The organism is Geodermatophilus sp. SMS 5-13 (assembly GCF_059428245.1).
Window position 1 is genome coordinate 1,656,156 of record NZ_CP165729.1, and the last position, 20,575, is coordinate 1,676,730.

At 71.6% G+C, this 20,575-nt stretch carries 17 protein-coding genes; 6 read left to right on the top strand and 11 right to left on the bottom strand.

Going from position 1 to position 20,575, the window contains the following annotated elements; translation table 11 throughout:
- Positions 1–64 precede the first annotated feature (64 nt).
- Both AB3388_RS08170 and AB3388_RS08175 read left to right on the top strand, forming a co-directional pair.
- Positions 65–1,174, top strand: a complete 1,110-nt coding sequence (locus AB3388_RS08170; RefSeq protein ID WP_495410261.1) for an LLM class flavin-dependent oxidoreductase — start codon at positions 65–67, stop codon at positions 1,172–1,174.
- A gap of 544 nt (positions 1,175–1,718) precedes the next feature.
- The gene (locus AB3388_RS08175; RefSeq protein ID WP_495410262.1) at positions 1,719–3,356 is read left to right on the top strand and encodes an FAD-dependent oxidoreductase; all 1,638 of its coding nucleotides are present in this window, start codon (positions 1,719–1,721) and stop codon (positions 3,354–3,356) included.
- 266 nt (positions 3,357–3,622) lie between these two features.
- On the opposite strand, the gene AB3388_RS08180 is transcribed toward AB3388_RS08175, so the two are convergent.
- From AB3388_RS08180 to AB3388_RS08205, 6 genes are all read right to left on the bottom strand, one after another.
- Entirely contained in the window at positions 3,623–4,555 is a 933-nt protein-coding gene (locus AB3388_RS08180) for a DUF808 domain-containing protein (protein WP_495410263.1), read from the bottom strand.
- Positions 4,556–4,833: 278 nt separating this feature from the next.
- Entirely contained in the window at positions 4,834–5,121 is a 288-nt protein-coding gene (locus AB3388_RS08185) for a muconolactone Delta-isomerase (RefSeq protein ID WP_495410264.1), read from the bottom strand.
- A gap of 17 nt (positions 5,122–5,138) precedes the next feature.
- Positions 5,139–6,260, bottom strand: a complete 1,122-nt coding sequence (locus tag AB3388_RS08190; RefSeq protein WP_495410265.1) for a muconate cycloisomerase family protein — start codon at positions 6,258–6,260, stop codon at positions 5,139–5,141.
- Between the two features lie 13 nt (positions 6,261–6,273).
- Complete coding sequence (gene catA / locus AB3388_RS08195; RefSeq protein WP_495410266.1) at positions 6,274–7,146, bottom strand: catechol 1,2-dioxygenase; 873 nt, start codon at positions 7,144–7,146, stop codon at positions 6,274–6,276.
- Positions 7,147–7,175: 29 nt separating this feature from the next.
- Positions 7,176–8,747 (bottom strand): 4-hydroxyphenylacetate 3-hydroxylase family protein, encoded by a 1,572-nt coding sequence (locus AB3388_RS08200; RefSeq protein WP_495410267.1) that lies wholly within the window; start codon positions 8,745–8,747, stop codon positions 7,176–7,178.
- 65 nt (positions 8,748–8,812) lie between these two features.
- Positions 8,813–9,385 carry a flavin reductase family protein gene (locus AB3388_RS08205; protein ID WP_495410268.1) on the bottom strand — a complete coding sequence of 191 codons (573 nt, stop codon included), beginning with the start codon at positions 9,383–9,385 and terminating at the stop codon, positions 8,813–8,815.
- A 125-nt stretch (positions 9,386–9,510) separates the two neighbouring features.
- Between AB3388_RS08205 and AB3388_RS08210 the strand changes: the two genes are divergently transcribed.
- A complete protein-coding gene (locus AB3388_RS08210) occupies positions 9,511–10,302 on the top strand; it encodes an IclR family transcriptional regulator domain-containing protein (RefSeq protein WP_495410269.1) in 792 nt (263 codons plus the stop codon).
- Positions 10,303–10,408: 106 nt separating this feature from the next.
- A complete protein-coding gene (locus AB3388_RS08215) occupies positions 10,409–12,118 on the top strand; it encodes an FAD-dependent oxidoreductase (protein ID WP_495410270.1) in 1,710 nt (569 codons plus the stop codon).
- A gap of 221 nt (positions 12,119–12,339) precedes the next feature.
- Here the strand turns inward: AB3388_RS08215 and AB3388_RS08220 are convergent, their stop codons facing one another.
- Entirely contained in the window at positions 12,340–12,546 is a 207-nt protein-coding gene (locus tag AB3388_RS08220) for a hypothetical protein (RefSeq protein ID WP_495410271.1), read from the bottom strand.
- A 995-nt stretch (positions 12,547–13,541) separates the two neighbouring features.
- Between AB3388_RS08220 and AB3388_RS08225 the strand changes: the two genes are divergently transcribed.
- On the top strand, positions 13,542–14,798 hold the full coding sequence (locus AB3388_RS08225; RefSeq protein ID WP_495406347.1) for an IS256 family transposase: 1,257 nt from the start codon (positions 13,542–13,544) through the stop codon (positions 14,796–14,798).
- A gap of 552 nt (positions 14,799–15,350) precedes the next feature.
- On the top strand, positions 15,351–15,935 hold the full coding sequence (locus tag AB3388_RS08230) for a PASTA domain-containing protein (RefSeq protein WP_495410272.1): 585 nt from the start codon (positions 15,351–15,353) through the stop codon (positions 15,933–15,935).
- 152 nt (positions 15,936–16,087) lie between these two features.
- Here AB3388_RS08230 and AB3388_RS08235 read toward each other — a convergent pair whose 3' ends face one another.
- Genes AB3388_RS08235 through AB3388_RS08250 form a run of 4 tightly spaced genes read right to left on the bottom strand, consistent with a single transcriptional unit; the run spans position 16,088 to position 20,546 of the window.
- Entirely contained in the window at positions 16,088–18,172 is a 2,085-nt protein-coding gene (locus AB3388_RS08235) for an H-type lectin domain-containing protein (RefSeq protein ID WP_495410273.1), read from the bottom strand.
- Positions 18,173–18,175: 3 nt separating this feature from the next.
- Positions 18,176–18,394: a hypothetical protein gene (locus tag AB3388_RS08240; protein WP_495410274.1), complete on the bottom strand. Its 219-nt coding sequence runs from the start codon at positions 18,392–18,394 to the stop codon at positions 18,176–18,178.
- 41 nt (positions 18,395–18,435) lie between these two features.
- On the bottom strand, positions 18,436–20,328 hold the full coding sequence (locus tag AB3388_RS08245) for a hypothetical protein (RefSeq protein ID WP_495410275.1): 1,893 nt from the start codon (positions 20,326–20,328) through the stop codon (positions 18,436–18,438).
- 23 nt (positions 20,329–20,351) lie between these two features.
- Positions 20,352–20,546, bottom strand: coding sequence for a hypothetical protein (locus AB3388_RS08250; protein ID WP_495410276.1), 195 nt, complete (start codon positions 20,544–20,546; stop codon positions 20,352–20,354).
- Positions 20,547–20,575: the final 29 nt, after the last annotated feature.

Below are 20,575 nucleotides of genomic sequence, written 5' to 3' on the forward strand. Positions count from 1 at the left end.
ACCGGCGCCACCCCGGCCACCGGCGAGCAGCCGAGCCTTTCCGACGACCTGAGAGGCGGTGCCCATGACCGCGCAGCAGCGCCCGTTCGAGATCGGGCTGTTCACCTTCGGCGAGATCACCGCCGACCCCGCCACCGGCCGCCCGCTGGACCCCGCCGTGCGGCTGCGCGAGTTCATCGACCTGGCCGTGCTCGCCGACCAGGCCGGGCTCGACGTCTTCGGCGTCGGCGAGCACCACCGCCCGGACTTCGCCATCGCCTCCCCGCCGGTCGTCCTCGCCGCGGTCGCCCAGGCCACCGAGCGGATCCGGCTCACCAGCACCGTCACCGTGCTGTCCACCGCGGATCCGGTGAAGGTCTTCGAGGACTTCACCGCCGTCGACCTCATCTCCGGCGGCCGCGCGGAGATCACCGCCGGCCGCGGCGCGTACGTCGAGTCGTTCCCGTTGTTCGGCCATGACCTGGCCGACTACGAGTCGCTGTTCGACGAGAAGCTCGAGCTGCTGCTGCGTCTCAACCGGGACGAGAAGGTGACGTGGTCGGGGCGGCACCGCGCTCCGCTGGAGGACGCCGAGATCCACCCGCGGCCGGTCCAGGAGCAGCTGCCCGTGTGGATCGCCGTCGGCGGCACACCGGCGAGCGTCGTCCGCGCCGGCCGCCACGGGCTGCCGCTGTACCTGGCCATCCTCGGCGCACCGACCCGGTTCGCGCCGCTCGCCCAGCTCTACCGGCAGACCGCCGCCCAGTACGACGCCGACCGGGGGAGCAGTCGCATCGGGGTCACCAGCCACTTCTACGTCGAGCCCACTTCCCAGGGAGCCCGCGACACCTTCTACCCGTACTACGCGCGCTACATCGGCGACAACATGCCCGGTGCCCGTGGGCGTGCCCTGCCGCGCGACGCGTTCGACGAGTGGGCGGGTCCGCGGGGCGCGCTGTTCGCCGGCAGCCCCGCCGAGGTGGTGGACAAGGTCCTCTGGGAGCACGAACTGCTCGGCCACGACCGCTTCCTCGCCCAGATCGGCCTCGGCGGGCTGCCCTTCGCCGCCACCGCGCGGTCCATCGAGCTGCTCGCCACCGACGTCCTGCCCGCCGTCCGCGCGGCCCTCCACCGCCCCGCCTCCACGCGGCCGCCGGCCGACGACGCCGACCACGTGTCGCACCGAGCTTCCTGAGGCCGGCGTTCGGCGACGACGTCTCGCCGCCCCACGCGGGGGAGACGCCGGGATCCCGACCGGCTCGCGCTCTCGAGATGCGGGCTCGACTGCGTTCCGGAAGGGGACGCGCCGGCAGCCCGGCACTGCTCGCCGTACGCAGCCCGGCGGAGGCCCGGGCCTCCGAGGCGACCGGTGAACGCGACGTCGACCACCAGCTCCGCCCCGACGCCGCAGCCGCCTCCTCGGAGGGGAGAAGCACCCGCTCTCGCGAGGTTGTACGCGCGTCCCGTTCCCCGCAGCGAGATCCGAGCCTCTGGCGTCGCGCTCGACCGCTGACGCCATCGCAGGCGTCCGGACCGATCCAGGCAGGATCGTGTCGACGCGGACACCACGTGGCGCCGATCTGCGTCGCGATGACGGGGTACTCGAGGGACATGCGCCGTTGGCGCCGAGGACGGTGGGGGCGGTTCGGGACGATCGCAAACCTTGTTCAGACGCAATCCGCCCGGGTGGTCTGGACGACCCTTCAGCACTGCCTCCACCGGCGAGAGGGAACGCGAGGATGACGACTGAGGAACGAGCTGACGACCGGCCGGTGATCGTGGTCGGCGGGGGACTGTCCGGCCTGGCCACGGCGCTGGGCTGCGCGCTGCGGGGCCGACGCGTGGTCGTGCTCGAGGCGGCTGACCAGCTGGGTGGTGCGGCTGCCTGGTCGGGTGGTCAGGTGTGGGTCGGTGCGAACCACGTCGCCGCCGAAGCAGGGATCGCCGACGACCTGGACCGCACCGAGCGCTACGTCCGCGGCCTCGCGCACGAGCACCCGGAGCTGCTGGACGAGTCGGCGCTGCGGCGGTGGCTGAGAGCCGCACCCGCCGCGATGCAGTACTGGGAGGAGGTCGGTGCCGTCAGCTGGACGCTCATCCAAGGGCTGGCCGACTACCACGCCGATGTCGACGGCGCGCTGTCCTCGGGTCGCTACCTGACCACGCTGCCGGTCGACGTCCAGAGGCTGGGGTCGTGGCGGGACCGGGTGCGGGTGAGCCCCTGGTTCCGGCCCGGCACGACGTACGAGGAGCTGTTCGCCAAGGGACGGCGCACCACCACGACCTCGACCGATGCTTCAGCGGCCGACCGGCTGACGCTGGGCGCCGGCCTCGTAGCGGGCTTCCTCGCCCGGCTGTTGCAGGAGGAGCGCGTCGCCTTGTTCCCCGGCACCCGCGTCACGGAGCTCCTGCGCGACGACGCGGGCGGCCTGGTCGGTGTCCGTGCCCAGACCTCGCCAGGCGGGCCGGGCGCCGCGGTCGAGCACCGCGGGCCGGTCGTGCTGGCCACCAGTTCCTTCGACCACGACCCAGCGCTGGTGCGCGAACTCCTCGGTCTCTCGGCCGAGGACTTCGGCAGCATGGCGCCAGACAGCATCTGCGGCGACGGTCTCCGGCTCGCCCGCGGGGTCGGCGCGAAGGTGGCCCGCATCCCGGCCACGAGCGTGCCCATGGTGCCCGGCTGGCGTCTACCGAGCGGCGAGGTCGTCAACGGTCCGGAGTACGCGATGCCGCACGCGTTCATCGTGGACCGGTCCGGACGCCGCTTCGGCAACGACTCCTACTGGCCCGACCTGGTCCACCGGGGACTCGACCCCGCAGACCGCCACCTGCCCTTCTACCTGATCCTTGACGAGGAGCACCGCCGCCGCTACGGGCTGGGGAAGACCGCACCGGGGGATCCGTACCCCGCCGGTCTGGTCACCTCGGCGCCCACGCTCCGGGAACTGGGAGCGGCGCTGGGTATCGACGGGAACCAACTGGAGGCGACGGCCGCGCGCTTCAACAGCGCAGCCGAGCGCGGGGAGGATCCGGACTTCGGCCGGGGCTCCATCGACTTCGTCAACCGCTTCTCCGGCGACCCGTCCCACCGGCCCAACCCCGTGCTCGGTCCGGTCGCGGAGCCGCCGTTCCACGGCCTGCGGCTGCTCTGGGTCGGCACCGCCATCGGCTCCAGCGGCATCCACATCGACGCCGACGGACACGTCCTCGACGAACGAGGCGCACCGATCCCCGGGCTGTGGGCGGTCGGCTCCTGCGCGGCGACGACGACCTTCGGCAGCGGCTACAACAGCGGGATGGCGCTCAGTCGCGGCCTCACGCTGGCCCACCTCGTGGCGGCCGAGCTCGCCGGCGCGCCTGTTCCCACCACCGCCTGACCACGACGACGGCCCGCTGTTCCGGCCCGTCGCCGTGGGCGCGATGGCGCTGGCCCACCGCCTCGTCGTCCCGCCGCACAGCGGTGGCGGCGGTGCGCTGCTCGACACGGACGAGCAGCTCGATCGGGGTGCGCCGGTACCGGCTCGCCCGGGTCCGGCTTCGAGCCCAGCGGCGTGTGGCCAACGGCGCCGCGGTGTCGGTGGTGGCCGCCTCGGTGACCGTCAACTCGCCGGAGGACGCTGGCCGGCGGGGCAGCGCAACGTGGTCAGGCGGAACGCGGCCGGCTGACCCGACGCTTCACGAGGCCGACCACCGCGACGACGACGGCGCCCACGACGAGGCCCAGCAGCGCGCTCCCCAGCGTGTTGACCAGCCAGCCGACGAGCCCGCCGGCGGCCTCGTGCGCCGCCTCCTCCAGGAAGTGCACCGCGCCGTAGAGGGCGTGCAGGCCCAGCTCGTCGCTGCCCACCAGCAGGATGTGGCCACCGACCCAGAGCATCGCGGCGGTGCCGACCGCGGTGAGGACGGCGAGCAGCCGGGGCATGGCCCTCACCAGGGCACGCCCGGACGCGGCGACCGCCCGGCCGGGCTTCTGCGAGAGGTGCAGCCCGACGTCGTCCATCTTCACGATGACCCCGACGACGCCGTAGACGAGGACGGTGATGCCCACCGCCACAACCGCGAGGATCACCGCCCGGGACCAGAACCCCTGGTCGACCACCTCGTTCAGCGAGATCACCATGATCTCCGCGGACAGGATGAAGTCGGTCCGCACGGCGCCGGAGACCACGGCGTCCTCGTCCGGCAGCACCTCCTCGTCGCCGGTGTGTTCCTCGTGGGCGGGCCGGAGCTTGTGCCACACCTTCTCCGCGCCCTCGTAGCAGAGATAGGCGCCCCCGAGCATGAGGATCGGGGTGAGCAGCCACGGCAGGAACTGGCTGAGCAGGAGCACCGCCGGAAGCAGGACCAGCAGCTTGTTGCGCAGCGAGCCGAGGGCGATGCGCCGGATGATCGGCAGCTCCCGCTCGGCGGCGAGCCCGTGGACGTACTGCGGCGTGACGGCGGTGTCGTCGACCACGACCCCGGCGGCCTTGGCGCTCGCTCGGCCGGCCGCCGCGCCGATGTCGTCGAGGGACGCCGCGGCGGCCTTCGCCAGTGCCGCGACATCGTCGAACAGAGCAACCAGTCCACCCGCCACGGAACGACGACGTCCGGGCCCGGTCAGGCGTTCCCAGGGAACGCACAGGAGCTCAACCGGGCTGAGAGGCCGTCCACCGCCTCTGACCCGTTCCGGCTCCGACTTGCAGGAGGTCGACCCCGACTGTCGTGCACCCCTTCATGACCGTGAACGGCCAGCCATCGACCGCCCGTGGGCGGTCGATGACGCGCGTGCGGCCTGGCCTACCGTGCTCGGCGTTGTCCCGGGCGACCTCTCCGCGCACCCGAACGAATGGGTTCGCCGTCGCCACGGGGCGGTCAGGGGTTGGCCGAGAGGGCCGAGGGGTGCTCCGTCAGCGGGGTCACCGCGAGGGTCATGAACGGGAACAGCGGCAGGTTCCAGAGGATCTCGTGCAGCTCGCCGGGGCTGTCGACGTCGAAGACGCTGATGTTGCTGTAGTGGCCGACCACCCGCCACAGGTGCACCCACGTGCCCGCGCGCTGCAGCTCCAGCGCCCGGGCCTTCTCGGTGGCCAGCAGCGTGGTTCGCTCGTCGGGGTCGAGATCCCGGGGGAGGACGACGTCCATGCGGACGTGGAACAGCACGGTGCATTCCCTCCTCGTCAGGCCCGGGTGAAGCGGGCGACGGCGGCCGGGTCGAGCTCGACGCCGAGCCCCGGACCGTCGGGCAGGTGCAGCGCGCCGCCGGCGTACCGCAGGGGCTCGGTGAGCAGCTCCTCGCGCATGAGCAGCGGACCGAACAGCTCGCTGCCGAAGGTCACGCCCGGAGCCGCGCAGGCCAGCTGCAGCGAAGCCGCCGTGCCGATCGGCCCCTCGATCGCCGTCCCGCCGTGGCAGGGCACGCCGGCGGCGGCCGCGATGTCGGTGATGGCGCGGGTGCGGCGCAGCCCGCCGGACTTCGTCGTCTTCAGCGAGAAGACGTCGGCGGCCCGCAGCCGCACCAGCCGCAGGGCGTCGGACGGCGTGCGCAGGCTCTCGTCGGCCATGACCGGGATCGGCAGGGCGGCGTTGATCTCGGCCAGCCATTCGACCTCGGCGCCGGGCACCGGCTGCTCGATCAGCTCGACGCCGGCCTCGGCCAGCCGCGGGAGCCAGCGCAGCGAGGTGATCAGGTCCCAGCGGGCGTTGAGGTCCACCCGGATGCCGGCCAGGCAGGACAGCTTCTGCGCCACCTCCACGACGCGGGCGACGTCGTCGGCCGGTTCCTGGGCGCCCATCTTCAGCTTGAAGCTGGTGTGCAGTCCGGCGTCGAGCTTGGCGCGGGCCTCGTCGACCACCTGGCCGGCCGACTCGGTGCCCAGCGCCCAGGTGACCGGGACGGAGGTGCGGGCGAGGCCGCCGAGCAGGGTGTGCACCGGCACGCCGAGGCTGCGCGCCCACGCGTCGTGCAGGGCCACCTCGACGGCGGCCTTGGCGTAGAGATTGTTCGCGACGGCGTCGTCCATCGCCTGCTGGATACCGGCGAGGTCGTCGATCCGGCGGCCGAGCAGCAGCGGCACCAGGTACCGCTCGATGATCACCTGCATCGTCTCGACCGATTCACCGCCCCACCAGGGACCGCCGGGGACGACTCCCTCGCCGGTGCCGATCGCCCCGCCGCGGGTGGTGATCCGCACCAGCAGCAGGGGCTGGGCGTCCATCCCGGTCCGTGCGAACCGGTGCGGGCGCACCAGCGGGACGTCGAGGAGGGTGGTCTCGACGCGCTCGATCGTCAGCTCGCTCATCGGGTTCCGTGCGTCAGGCGGCTGCTGCGGACTCGGCCCGCTCGAGGACGAAGTCGTAGGTCGCCCGCTGCGTCCCGTTCCCGGAGTCCTCGGGGGTCAGGACGAGCTCCGGCTTGACCGCTTCGGCGACGTCGCTGTCGAGCCAGTCACCGCCGGAGAAGTACAGCTGGCTGGTGATCTGGCGGTAGCCGGGCGCGCGCACGAGCAGGTGCAGGTGGGCCGGGCGCCACGGATGCCAGCCGGCGGCCCCGATCATCTTCCCGGTCGGCCCGTCGGTCGGGATCTGGTACGGCGCGGGCCGGACCGTGCGGATCTCGAACCGGCCCTGCTCGTCGGTGACGACGACGCCGCGCAAATTGCCCGCGGGGATGTCCGGGGCGAAACCCGAGTAGTAGCCGTCGGCGTCGGCCTGCCAGATGTCCAGCTCCGCGCCGGCGATCGGGTTGCCGTCGAGGTCACGCACCTGGCCGGTGAGGTCGAGCGGCGAGCCCTTCTCGTCGGTCCGCATGGGCAGGGTGGCCCGTGCCGGCAGCCGCGCGGCGCCGGGGAGGTAGTACGGACCCAGGATCGTGCCCTTGGTGCCGTGCTGCGTCTGGGCGGCGACCTCCTCCACGACGTGCTCGACGAACACGTCGAGGAACAGCGGCCACTCGCCGCCCTCCCCGACCTCGATCAGCCACCCCTTGGCGGCCTGGAACTCCGGGTAGGTGACCTGCTGCTCGCGGATCGCCCGGTGCACGCCGTCGAGGACGGCGCTGACGACGGCGGCGACCCGCTCGGGCGTCACGGCACCGGTGCCGCGGTACTGCTCCGTGGTCCGGAAGGACTGGGTGGCGCTGGCGCCCGAGCCGGCGGCGGTCGGGCGGTGCTGCTCCATGGTGGTCATGGCGGTGCTCCTCGAGGGGGACGGACGGGTCAGCGCGTGCGGGAGAAGAAGGAGACGTCGTCGTTGCCGATGAGGTCGGGCACGGTCCAGCCGTCGAGGTCGTACTCGGCCAGGCAGGCCTCGGCGAGCCCCTTCATGGCGTCGGTCTCGCCCTGCGCCTCGGCGGCGAAGAGGAGTTCGGCGCGGACGTTCTCGTGGTTGCCGGAGTAGTTGCGCTCGTAGAGCTCGTGCCGGCCGCCGAACTCGGTGCCGACCGCGTCCCACAGCGCCTTCATGGTCTTCACGCGGTCCACGGCGTCGATGCCGTTCGAGCCGCGGACGTACCTGTCCAGGTACGGCCGGATCTCGGGGGTCTTGAAGTCCATCGAGTGTGAGTTGAGGTAGATCAGCCCGCTGGCGACGTCGGACTCGATGATCTCCTTGACCCGTGGATAGCCCTGGATCATGAACATGCGGTAGGTGAGCCCGTAGTCGAGCTTGGGCAGCACTGCGCCGTCCACCCACTCGTCGGGGTTGCGGGCCATGGCGTCGGACAGCGCCCAGAACACGTTGCGCCAGCCGATGACCTCACCGACGCGGGTCTGCACGCCGCGGAAGTCCTTGCTGCCGGTCGCCTCCAGGGCCTTGAGCAGCAGCCCGGCGATGAAGTCGAGCTTGACGGCCAGCCGGATGCAGCCGTGGAAGGTGAACCGCGGGATGAAGCCGGAGACCGGGAAGAAGCCGTTGACCTTCTCGACGTCGCCGTAGACGAAGACGTTCTCCCAGGGCACCAGGACCCGGTCGAAGACGAAGATCGTGTCGTTCTCGTCCAGCCGGCTCGACAGCGGGTAGTCGAACGGGCTGCCCATGACCGCGGCCTGCTGGGCGTAGGAGGCGCGGCAGATCAGCTTCACGCCCGGTGCGTCCATCGGCACCGTGCAGATGAGCGCGAACTCCTTCTTCTTGATGGGCAGTCCGTAGTGGCCGATGAAGTTGTAGTTCGTGATCGCCGAGCCGGTGGCCACCACCTTGGCGCCGGAGACGACCAGCCCCGCGTCGGTCTCCTTCTCGACCTTCATGAAGACGTCGCCGACCTCCTCGGGCGAGAGGTTGCGGTCGACCGGCGGGTTGATGATCGCGTGGTTCCAGTACAGGACCTTCTCCTGCGACTCCCGGTACCAGCGCTTGGCGTTCTCCTGGTACGGGTCGTAGAAGGGGCTGTTGGCGCCGAGGGTGCCGAGGAAGGCGGCCTTGTAGTCGGGGGAGCGGCCCAGCCAGCCGTAGGACATCCGGGCCCACGTGGCGATGGCCTCGCGGTCGGCGAGCATGTCGTCGACCGAGTGCGGGCTGCGGAAGAACGGGTGGGTGAACCCGCCGTTGCCGGTGTCGGTGGACGTCGTCAGCACGTCGTGGTGCGCGGAGTCGTGGAGGGCGTCGTAGAGGCGGGCGGTCATGCGGACCGGGTTGCGGAAGGCGGGGTGGGTGGTGACGTCCTGCACCCGCTCGCCGTAGATCCACACTTCCCGGTCGTCGCGAAGGCTCTCGATGTACTCGTTCCCGGTCATCGGCCGGGCGGCCGTGTTCTCGGGGGGAGCAGCGGGGCGGTCCTGCTGGAGTGTCACGGGAGAACCCTTCTGACTCGGGGGAGGGGTCGCTGCGGAACCAGCGGGCGAGAGCCGTGCCGCGCTCAGGACGCGGCGCGACGGGTCGAGGAGTGCAGCGCGGGAAAGGAGGTGCCGGCGTCGAACCAGCCGAATTCCGGGCTGTCCAGCGAGCCGGCCCAGTGGACGCCGGTCACCGGCGGCGCCAGCTCGCGAAAGCGCCCGCCGAAGAACAGCAACGGCTCGATGTCGGCGATCTCCAGGTCGACGACCTCACCGATGACGATGAGGTGGTCACCGCCGTCGTAGGTGCGCCAGGGCCGGCAGGAGATCGTCGCCGCGTTGCCCACGAGGACCGGGGCGGTCGGCCCCGAGGCCCAGGCGGGCTCCGGGGACTGCGGGCGCCCGGCGAAGTGCCAGGCGGTGTCGAGCTGGCCGGCCGCGAGGACGTTGACCGCGAACGGCGCCCCGTCGAGGTAGCGGCAGGCCCTGGACTGCCGGGTCAGGGTGACCTGGCACAGCGGCGGCTCCAGCGACACGGCGGTGAAGGCGTTGACCGTGGTGCCGTGCGGATCACCGTCGTCCCGGGCGCAGGTGACCACGGTGACGCCGGTGGCGAAGCGGCCGAAGGCGGTGCGGAGGGTGCGGGGGTCGGGCATCGGGGTCCTCCCCGGAGGTTGGCCCGCCTGTACGCACTGCGTACAGTATGACCGCAGGGCGTCCGAGAAGTGTGCTCCGGGTCACAGGCCGGGTCAAGACCTGGCATGCGGGAGGATCGGCGGCGATGGCGATCGCAGGCGAGGGTGAACCCGCACAGGGCGACCGCGACCACGTGCAGAGCCTCGCGCGCGGCATCGCGGTGCTGCTTGCATTCGACGAGGAGCACCCCGAGCCGACCCTGGCCGAACTGGCGCAGCTCACCGGGTTCTCACGGCCGGCGGTGCGACGCTTCCTCCTCACGCTGGAGCGGATGGGCTACGTGCGCGGCAACGGTGGCCGCTGGTCGCTCACACCCCGCGTCCTCTCCATCGGTCAGCACTACACCGCCTCGCACGCCCTCATCGAGCTCGCGCAGCCCCATCTGCTCCGCCTCGCGGAGGAGACGCACGAGTCGGCGTCGCTGGCGACACTGGACGGCGACGAGGTCGTCTACGTCGCCCGGGTTCCGGTCCGGCGGATCATGAGCATCAACGTCTCCGTCGGCACCCGGGTCCCGGCGTACGCGACCTCGATGGGGCGCGTGCTCCTGGCCTGGGCTCCGACCGGGGTCGTGGACTCCGCGCTCAACCGTCGTCCGCTGCGGGCCATCACGCCCACCACGGTGACCGACCCGTCGGCGCTGCGTGCCGAGCTGGCGCGCGTCCGGGACCGGGGCTGGTCGGTCGTCAGCGAGGAACTGGAGCTGGGACTCCTCTCGGCCGCCGCGCCCGTGCACGACCGTCTCGGGCAGGTCGTGGCAGCGCTCGCCTCGTCGACCTCCGTGGGCCGCTCCACTCGCGGCGAGCTCGAGCGCAGCGTCGTTCCACTCCTGGTCGACACCGCGCGTCGGATCACGGCCGAACTGGCCCGCGCCTGACCGGCGTGGACCGGCGTGGACCGGCTGCCACAGCGGCACTACCGCTGCCCGGTGATCGGCGTCACCCTTCTCGTGTCGGTCACGCGCCCGAGACGGCGAGGTGCACATGTCCATTCCCCAGCAAGCCCAGCCGCATCCGTCCGAGACGGTCGAGGGCCGCCCGGCCCGCGAGTCCGCCGCTCCCGTTCCCGACGACCGTCGACCGGACGCGGTCGCCGACGTGGTCGTCGTCGGGGGCGGCGGCGGGGGACTGCCCACGGCCCTGTTCAGTCGTTGGCTCGGCAACGAGGTGGTGCTCCTGGAGAAGGCCGACGAGCTCGGCGGCACGGCCCGGAAGGCGGCCTTCTGGTACTGGGTGCCGAACAACGAGCCGATGCGCGCGGCGGGAATCGTCGACGAGGAACCCGACTTCCTGCGTTATGTGGCCCGGCTGGCCCGGCCCACCGCCTACGACCCGGCCTCGCCGACGCTCGGGCTGTCGCAGTGGGAGTACGACATGTGCCGGGCCATCTACGCCAGCGCCTCACCGGCGACGGAGTTGCTGGCGGAGAAGGGCGCGCTGGAGTACCGGCACTGCGGCGGCGTCCCGGACTACTGGTCGGAGATCCCCGAGGACAAGACCCCGACCGGGCGGGTCCTCGTGCCCAGCGGAGCCCGGGAGTCGATGTCCGACGGTGGCGCCGTGGGCGTGGCGACGATGAGCGCCGCGGCCCGGCGCGACGGGGTGGACATCCGCACCGGCCACCGGGTGCAGCGGCTCGTCGTCCGGGACGGCGCGGTCGTGGGCGTCGAAGCCACCACCGCCGACGGGCGCACCCACCGGATCGCTGCCCGCAAGGCCGTCGTCTTCGCGACCGGTGGGTTCACCCATGATGTGGACCTGCGCCGCAACTTCCTGCACGCTCCGGTCTACGGCGGCTGCGCCGCGATGACCAACGAAGGGGACTTCCTGGCGATCGCCGCGCCGGTCGGTGCCCAGTTGCGGAACATGAACTACGCCTGGATGTGTCCCATCCCGCTGGAGCGGGCGGTCGCACGGGACCCGAACATGAGCGGGATGTTCTCCGTCGCCGGGGACTCGATGCTGTTCGTGGACAAGACCGGCCGGCGCGTGGTCAACGAGAAGCTGCAGTACAACGAGCTGGCGCAGAAGTTCTTCACCTACGACGGGGAGAAGAGCGAGTACCCCTACCTGGTGCTCGTCCAGATCTGGGACCAGCGCAGCCAGGACGCCTCGGCCAGCGACGAGTACGGCCGGCTCATCGTCTCGCCGGGCGCCGATGACTCCCATGTCATCCGCGGCGAGACCCTCGAGTCGCTCGCCGACGCCGTCGCCGACCGCCTCGACCGGTACAAGGGCGTCACGGGCGGGCTCGCGCTCCAGCCGGACTTCGTCGCCACCCTGCGGCGGACCATCGAGCGCTTCAACGGGTTCGCCGCGCGCGGCGTCGACGAGGACTTCCACCGCGGTGAGAAGCTGATCCAGTTCGTCTTCAACGGCCCGGTAGGCGACGAGCCGGGCCGGACCAACCCGACGATGTGGCCGATCAGCGACCGCGGTCCCTACTACGCGGCCCTGGTCACCGGCGGGACGCTCGACACCAAGGGCGGGCCACGGACGACCCCCGATGGCCAGGTCCTCGACGACACCGGGACCCCCGTTCCCGGCCTCTACGGCGTCGGCAACTGCGTCGCCTCGGCGTCCGGTCAGGCGTACTGGGCGGGAGGGGCCACCCTCGGCCCGATCATCGCCTTCGCTTACCGCGCCGCGCAGGCCGCCGACCGGGAACCGTCCACCCAGCTCACGACGGCCTGAAGCCGTCTCGCGAGAGGAGCGCCGTTTCGGCGCGTCGAGGACACCTGCTCTGCGGCGCCGTGTCCGGCGCCGCCGGCGCCGTCGTGCCCCACGGGCCGGTCACGTCGCTGCTCGCCGGGACCGCCGCACCAGCAGCGGAGATCCCCTAGCCGCTGCACCGGCTCGGAGCCGGGGAATCCCGACATGCGGGACGTTCGCGCGGTGGATCAGGCGCTGCAGCGTTACGAGGAAGCGGTCTGCCGGCTGAGGATCGCGTCGACTTCGGCCGTCTCCTGAGCGGAATGGCGGCCGAGGACCAGGTCCAACTCATGGCGCTCGACCGGGGTCCGATAGCAGGCCAGCTCCCATGCGAGACGCCGGCGCTCGGCACCAGCGGCGCGGCGCTGGGCGAGCGAAGAGCGTAGCGAGGAAACGGTGGCGAAGGGCATGGCGGAGTCTCTCTGGCGCGATGTGCAACCCAGCGTTTGGGTCGAGCTCAGTATTGTCTCGCGGGGCCACGAATTAACTTATTGCCACTGTGATCCGCCTCAACGGACGTTGTGCCCGTAATACCACACGGCACGCCCCCACATATGCCGCGACCCGCCCTTCAGTCAGAAGGTGGGCGCCATCACGGCAGTTCTGAAGCTTCGCCCATTCAGTCTGGCGTTGGGCGCCTGGGCTACTTGACCACGAGCTCCAAGCAAGGTCCATGCCGGGGATCATTCGTCAGCTGTCCGCTGTTCGCCGAGATCCAGGACCGTCCCGGCAACTGGCGTACATGACAGTCAACGGCGTCGGTCTGCACACGGGGACGTCTTCGCCCCAGGCTCGAGGACGGCGACGTCGCCACCGCCAACGGGGCCGGCGGCCGGTCGGATTTCCCTTGGCGACGTGACCGGACGCGCGACGCCGTCCCCCTGACAGCGACGTGCCGAACCACCGGCCAGGCCCGGCGTTCGCGCATCCTTCATGCATCCAATATGGCCGAGAACTGCCAACGATAGCCCTCGAGAGTCAATCACCGAACCGGCATTCCACCAGCTCTGTCAGCGGTGTCCGACCTCGGTCAATCAATTCAGGGTCAAATCGCCGGGTTATTGGTTCGGGTCCAATGGGGGGAGTGACAGCCCAGCTCACCGCAGAGGCTCCTCCGGCGAGGAGGTTCTCGCTCCCCCAGTAGACCCCCGTCCTTCCCCTCGCTCGTGGCTGGACTGCACCAGCCTTGGTGTGGGGCGCCCTCGCGGCCTGAGCCTCGTCGTCCGGCATCTCCGGCGTTCCTCCGATGTCCAGGGTGGGGCGTGCGTCAGCCTCCTGCCACCGAGCCTGAGTGGCGTCCACCAAGGTGGTGTGCGACGGCCCCGGTGAGTAGCGGGCCTTGCACGTAGAGGCGGCCACCGCGTGATCTTCTGGATACCTTCCACAGCCCCAGGAGTTCGACGCGATGACCGCCCCTTCCAGTATCGACCCTGCCCGCTTTCTGGACGAGCAGCTGGCCCAGGCCAGCCCTGACCTGCTGCGCCAGATGCTGACCACGTTCATCAACACGCTCATGAGCGCCGAGGCCGACGCGGTCTGCGGCGCGGAGTACGGCGCCCGCTCGGCCGAGCGGACCAACGTGCGCAACGGCTATCGGCTCCGGGAGTTCGACACCCGCGCCGGCACGCTGGACGTGGCGATCCCCAAGCTTCGGTCGGGCAGCTACTTTCCCGACTGGCTGCTCGAGCGCCGCCGCCGGGCGGAACGGGCGCTGACCACCGTGGTGGCCACTAGCTACCTGCTCGGCGTGAGCACGCGCCGGATGGAGAAGCTCGTCGAGTCCCTCGGGATCACCCGGCTATCGAAGTCGCAGGTCAGCGAGATGGCCAAGGACCTCGACGCCCAGGTCGCCGACTTCCGCCACCGCCCGCTGGATGCCGGCCCGTACACGTTCCTCGCCGCCGACGCCCTCGTGCTCAAGGTCCGCGAGGGCGGCCGGGTGGTCAACGTGCACGCCCTGGTCGCCACCGGGGTCAACGCCGACGGGCACCGGGAGATCCTTGGCCTGCAGGTCACCTCCGCCGAGGACGGCGCCGGCTGGCTGGCCTTCTTCCGCGACCTGACCGCCCGCGGCCTCACCGGGGTGCAACTGGTGACCTCCGACGCTCACCGCGGTCTGGTCGACGCGATCGGCGCCACCCTGCCGGGTGCGGGCTGGCAGCGCTGCCGCACGCATTATGCGGCGAACTTGATGGCGGCCACGCCGAAGGCGTCCTGGCCGTGGGTGCGCGCGCTGCTGCATTCGGTCTATGACCAGCCCGACGCGAACTCGGTGCACGCCCAGTTCGACCGGGTCCTCGACGCCCTGACCGACAAGCTGCCCCGGGTGGCCGAGCACCTCGAGCGGGCGCGAGCCGACGTGCTGGCCTTCACCGCCTTCCCCAAGGAGGTCTGGCGGCAGATCTGGAGCAACAACCCCTCCGAGCGGCTCAACCGGGAGATCCGCCGGCGCACCGACGTGGTCGGCATCTTCCCCGACCGGGACGCGCTCATCCGCCTGGTTGGGGCGGTGCTGGCCGAGCAGCACGACGAATGGGCCGAAGGCCGCCGCTACCTCGGACTCGACGTCCTCGCCCGCTGCCGCATCCGACCCGTCACCGACACCGCCGACGCCACCGAGGAGGTGACCACCCAGACGACGATCCCGGCGCTCAGCGCCTGACCCAACCGAAGATCACGCGGTAGTCGTCACACACCACGCCAGCGGGCTTGACCCGAGCCTGCCGTCACCTTCGACGAAGCCTGCGCCGGTTCCCGGATCTGCGCGCGAAGGCCCTCTGCTCGAGTTGCTGTTGCTTCGCGAATGCCGGCCGTTGCGGACACGACGCTCGTAGCGGGTCGTTCGGGTTGCACTGCCGCCAGGGGATGTACTCGCCGAGGCCGCTGCCCGGGCGGCCCGGCATCGAGTTGCCGAGCTCCTGCTGCTTCACCGGCAGCGCGACGCACTCCAACCAGGCCACCCGCCTCGTGGTCGGCGGTGACCGCTGATCGGCGGGATCGACCTTGCTACCTCACCCCGTCCAGGCCCGGTGCGACCGTCGCGGTGGGCCGGACGGATTCCGCCCGGGCAGACCGGTAGCCACTCGGCCGAGAGGACCATCTGTGCGGTGGGTGCGCTGTGACGCGCCGGTGACGGGTCGACGGGGACGCTGACGCGAGGGGTCCTCCCCAGCCCGCCGCCTCCTGCTGCGTCGCCTTGGGACGGGAGATCAACATGCGTGTCTCTTCCGGGCACGAGCTTCCGCGTCTTGCCGCGCCGGCACTGTCAAATGCCACGCTGGCCGACATCGTCCTCGTCGCCGTTGCCGTCCTCGTGCTCGTCGGACTGATCTGCGTCGTCCTGCACCGGTTCCGCATGCAAGCGCGCCAACACGCTGGCTCAGCGGAGACCAGCATGACTCGTCCGGTGCTGGCGGTGCTCTTGGTGGGAACGCTGCTGATCCTGGCCGCAGCGTCGCTGACCTTCACCGACGCCCAGGCGCGCAACCTGCTGGTTGGGGGAGTCGTCTCCCTCGGGTCGGCTGCGGCGGCCTTCTACTTCGCCTCCAGCAACGCGACAGAGGCGCGTCGGGATCTACTCACGGCTACCGGCGCTACCGTCCAGATCCCCGATCTGACCGGGAAGACCTTCGAGGAGGCGCGGGCCCTGGTCAGCCGGCTGGGTCTCGCCATCACCACACGGGCGGTCCTGACGGACACGTCCGCGAAGGTCACCTCCCAAGACCCTCCGGCGGGACTGAGTCCGAGAGGTATCCACACGATCCAGGTCTTCTTCGGCGGGGAGCCTGGGCAGCCCTAGGACTCCAGGCGGCCCGTCGGAACAGCACTCCGCGCGAGCTCGCCCGGGGGTGCAGGGGTGGCATCAGGTTCCGGCGGTGGCCTGGCGTCGGCGTCCCTTCGTTTCCGTTCCGAGCAGACGGCCCGTCCATGCCGTCAGCCGATCCGGGGCCCTCAAGCCCAGCGCCCGATCGCGATCCAGGAGAAGTAGATGGTCTGGTTCCTCGATTGATTGCACTTGTAGAGCACGGTGAATCCTGACTGGTTCACCTGCCAGGCGCCTGCCCCGGCTTCAGCGGTCACCTTTCCGTAGCCGGGGTCGTCGATGCTGACCGTGACGGCCGGGACACCGGCGAATCCGACGGGGAAGGCGACCGGGATCTGGTACTCCCCGAAGAAGGCGCCGAACGATTCCAGCCCCCAGCACAGCTGCACGAAGCCGAGTCGCAGGTAGTTCGCCCCGGACTGGTCTCCGTCCCAGTGGACCGCGCCGTGCACCCACAGATCGGCCGGGACCGCGCCACCGATGTGCACCGGCTGGCCGCTGTCCCAGTTCAGGAACAGCGGATCGTTGCTGTCCTGTCCGTAGTGCTTGCCGTCGATGTGCCGGGCCCAGAGACGACCGTTGGCGCCCGGGGCGACAGTGACGCGGTCACCCGCGACGCCGAGCCGCGGCGCATAGGCTTGGGTCGCCGGGTCGAAGGTGTGCAGCAGGATCGAGTTCGGCGACTGCAGACGCAGGTTCATCCCGGGCTGGGACACCCCCACCGTCTCGTACGGCCACGGATAGGCCATCCGGGTCGGATCCGTCGGCGGCGAGAGACCCTGGGTGCCGGCGGTCACACCGTTGACGATCCCACCCCCGGTCACTTCCAGGGGCGCGTGCGGCTCCGACGTACCGACGCCGAGACGGTCGGAGATGCTGACGGTGCCGGTGGTCCCGTCGACGGCCAGCCGGAGATTCCAGCCCGTGGGATGCGCGGGTGTGGTGGACCACACCTGGAACCGTGGGTGGGCATTGTTGTCGTCCATCTCGATGGTCACCGCGGAACGGGTGGGGTCGGGGAACACCCACGCGCCGTTGGCGTCGTCGTGGTGTGCGTTGTAGGACAGGCTGCTCCAGCCCGGCGCCCCGGTGAGGTACAGGGCGTTCTGCCGGATGCCGCGGGTGCCGGTGACGTGCAGCGGGTGGCTGGGGCTGGTGGTGCCCAGCCCGACGGCCCCGCCGGCCTGCACGAACAGTCGGCTGTCGGCGACGCCGGTCTCGGCCACGTTGAGCCCCGGGCGGCCGCCGGGGTTCTGGTTGAGCTGCCACCGTGTGTTTCCCTGCGCGTCCTCGAAGCTGAGCAGCTCCTCTCCGGGGCCGGCGCCCCGGATCCCGATCGGGCTCCGCGGGGAGGCGGTGCCCACGCCCAGGGTGGTGTGGACCGCGTCGAGAGTGAGCGGCTGGTCGCCCTGGGCCCCGCGGAGGACGATCCGGTCGGCGGCGACCGACAGCTCGCTGAACCGCCCGGCGGCGGCGGTGAGGTCGATCCGGTCGCTGGGGTCGGTGACCTGCAGGCGGAGCCCGCCCCCGGGGCGGGCGAGCAGCTGCCCGGCGAGGACGTCGGTGACGCCGAGCCGGCCGGCGACCGTGCCGGACCCGGTGCTGCGCAGCTGCAGCGCTGCCACGGCCGGGGCCGGACCGGAGCGGCCGCCGGGGGTGAGCCCGCCGGCGACCACGGCTCCTCCGGCGTCGAGGGTGACCGTGGCCAGTACCACCTGGTCATCGTCCGGAGGACCGCCGGCAGGGACGAGGCGCAGCCATGGCGTGTGGTTGTCCTGGTACACCTTGTTTCCGGAGCTGGCGTACAGGGCCTGGTCGAAGGTCTCCCGCCATTGCACGACGACGTCGCATGGTCCGGTCCGTCCGGTGGTGGGCAGGTCCACGCCGGTGGCGCCGACCGGGACCAGGATGCTGGTCACCCCGGGCGTCGCGGAGATCTCGGCCGAGCCGCCGGTGGCCAGCGCGATGTGCCGGCCGTTTCCGTCCAGCGCGACCCCGGGCTCGACCCGCACCGCGGAAGCACCGGGGGTGGCGCTCACGGCGAAGCCCTCCACGACGCCCCGGCCGTGCGCGCTGCCGTGGACCTGCTCCAGCGGGCGCATGTAGCCGTCGACGTCCACCGCGCTCTCGGCATGCGACGTCGCGCCCAGCCGCGGCACCTTGCTGCCGCCGGGAACGTAGTACTCGGTGCGCACGATCGGTCGGCCGGCCATCGCTCAGCCCCCGCTGTCGGCGTCCGCAGCCTCGGCCAGGACCTCCTCCAGGACCTGGACGGCGCCGCTGATGCGCAGCACGGTCTGGTGGAGCGCAGCCTGCTCGCGCTCCAGCTCGCGCACCCGGTCCTCGCCGAGCCGCAGCTCGTGCCGCAGCACGGTCAGTCGTTCCTCCACGCGGCGCCGCAGGTCGGCGTCCGTCGTCGTGCCCAGGACCGTCATGCTTCCTCCTCGTCAGCGTCGTCCTCCGGTCAATCCAGGAGTCAGTCCAGGAACCTCAGCGTCGCGTGGCGCTCTTCGCCGGCTCCCTCGGATCGGAGCAGGGCGTCGGTCAGGCCCTGGTGGGTCTGCACCAGGGCCTGGTTGCGCGGCCAGTGCACGCTCTTGGTCAGCCCTTGACCGAACACGGTCGGGTGCCGGTAGTGGCCCTTCTCGGCGTCGGGCTTCTCCTCCTCGACCGACAGTGGATGGGCCCGGGCCCAGGCGTCGTCGCGCACGCCCGTCAGCTGCCAGGAGACCCTCAGCCCGGGGGAGCCGCCGGCGATCGTGAAACCCCCGTCGGCGACCTCGTCGGCGATGTACACCGGGGCGTGCCGGCCCAGGCAGGTGAGCTGGTAGCGGAAGTCGGTGTTGGCGGACTCGGTCCACTCAGGTAGCCGGACGCGGGCCTGGCCGCCGTCGTCGAGCACGGCGGTGCCGCTGTAGATGTTCACCCGCTCCGATGACTCAACGCCGGTGTGCACGAGGTACTTGTTCTCGGGGTCCAGCGGGTGGTCGATCACGAAGTTCTTCGTGGTCGCGGTCAGCGTGCCGGTCACGTCGACGTCGCCGAGCAGTTGGGACTTGCCCAGGGCCCACAGGGCGATCGCGCCCACCGCCTTCACCGCGGTCTGGTTGGCGTCCCCCTGGCTGGCGACGGCGCAGAAGGCGGTGCCCTGCCTGTTCGTCGTCGTCAGGGCGGTGGTCGTCGTGCTGTCGAGGCGTACGGCGGCCCCGCCGTCGACCCGCAGCCGGTTGGTGACGGCGACCGTGGTGGGGTCCACCGCGAACCGAAGGCTCCAGGCCGTGGGCGCGGCGGGGGTGGTGGTCCACACCTGGAACCGTGGGTTGCCGCCGAAATCGTCCATCTCGGCGGTCACCGCCGGGCGGCTCCGGTCGGGGAAGACCCAGCCGTCGTTGCCCTCGTTGTGGTGGGCGTTGTAGGAGAGGCTGCTCCAGCCGGGGGCGCCGCTGAGGTGCAGCGCACCGTTCGCACGGATGCCGAGGGTGCCGGCAACGGTCAGCGGATGAGTGGGCGCGGTGGTGCCGTCCCCGACGCCGAGCCGGCCGGTGGCGGCGTCGAGCGTGAAAGGCCGGCCGCCATCGGCGCGCCGGAGAGCGACCCGGTCGGCGGCGATCGACAGCTCGGCGAAGGCGCCGGCGTCGGCGGTGAGGTCGATGCGGTCGGTCGGGTTGCTCACCTGCACCTGCAGCCCGCCGGCGGGGTGCGGGCGCAGCTGCACGGCGGAGACGTCCGTGACGGTGACCCCGCCTCCCGCCGTCGTCGTCGCGGCGGCGCGCAACCGCAGGGCCTCCACGGCCGGGACCGGCCCGGCCCGGCCGGCGGAGCTGAGCCCGTCCGTGGCGACCGCGCCGCTGTCGTCGAGGATGACCGTGGCCAGCACCACCTGGTCGCCTTCGGCGGACGGGGTCAGCCGCAGCCACGGGGTGTGGTTGTCCTGGAAGATCTTCTGCCCCGAGCCGGCGAAGAGGTCCTGGTCGAAGGTTTCCCGCCACTGCACGCTGACCACGCGACTGCCCGTGTGCCCGGTGGTGGGCAGGTCCACCCCGTCGGCGGTGACCTGCACGAGCCGGCTGGCGGCAGCCGGGTCGGTGGCGACCTCGGCGAACCCACCCGGGGCCAGGGCGATGTGCCGGCCGCCGGGATCCAGGGCGACCCCAGGGCCGATCCGCACCGTCATGGCGCCGGGGGCGGCGCCGACGGCCAGGCCCTCGAGCACACCGGAGCCGTGCGCGCTCGCGTGCACCTGTTCGAGCGGCTGGAGGTAGCCGTCGACGTCCTCGGCGCTCTCGGCGTGGGAGGTGCCGCCGAGGCGCGGCACCCCGCTGCCTCCGGGCACCCGGTACTCGGTGCGGCTGATCCGCTGGGTGGCCATGGCCTGTCCCCTCGACGAGCTGGCTACTGGCCGTCGATCCGCGCCTGCAGCCGGTCCAACGTGTCGCTGATCTGCTTGACGACCTCGGAGATGCGCTTGAACTCCTGCTCCAGCGCCTGGAACCGGACGTTGAACCCGTCGTCGCCGGCGGCTCGCACGAGGTCCTGGCCGTCCTGGTAGGGCCGGAACGACACGCTCGGGGTGTAGCTGATGCTCACGACAGTCCTCCTCGGGGTCGGGTTGCGGT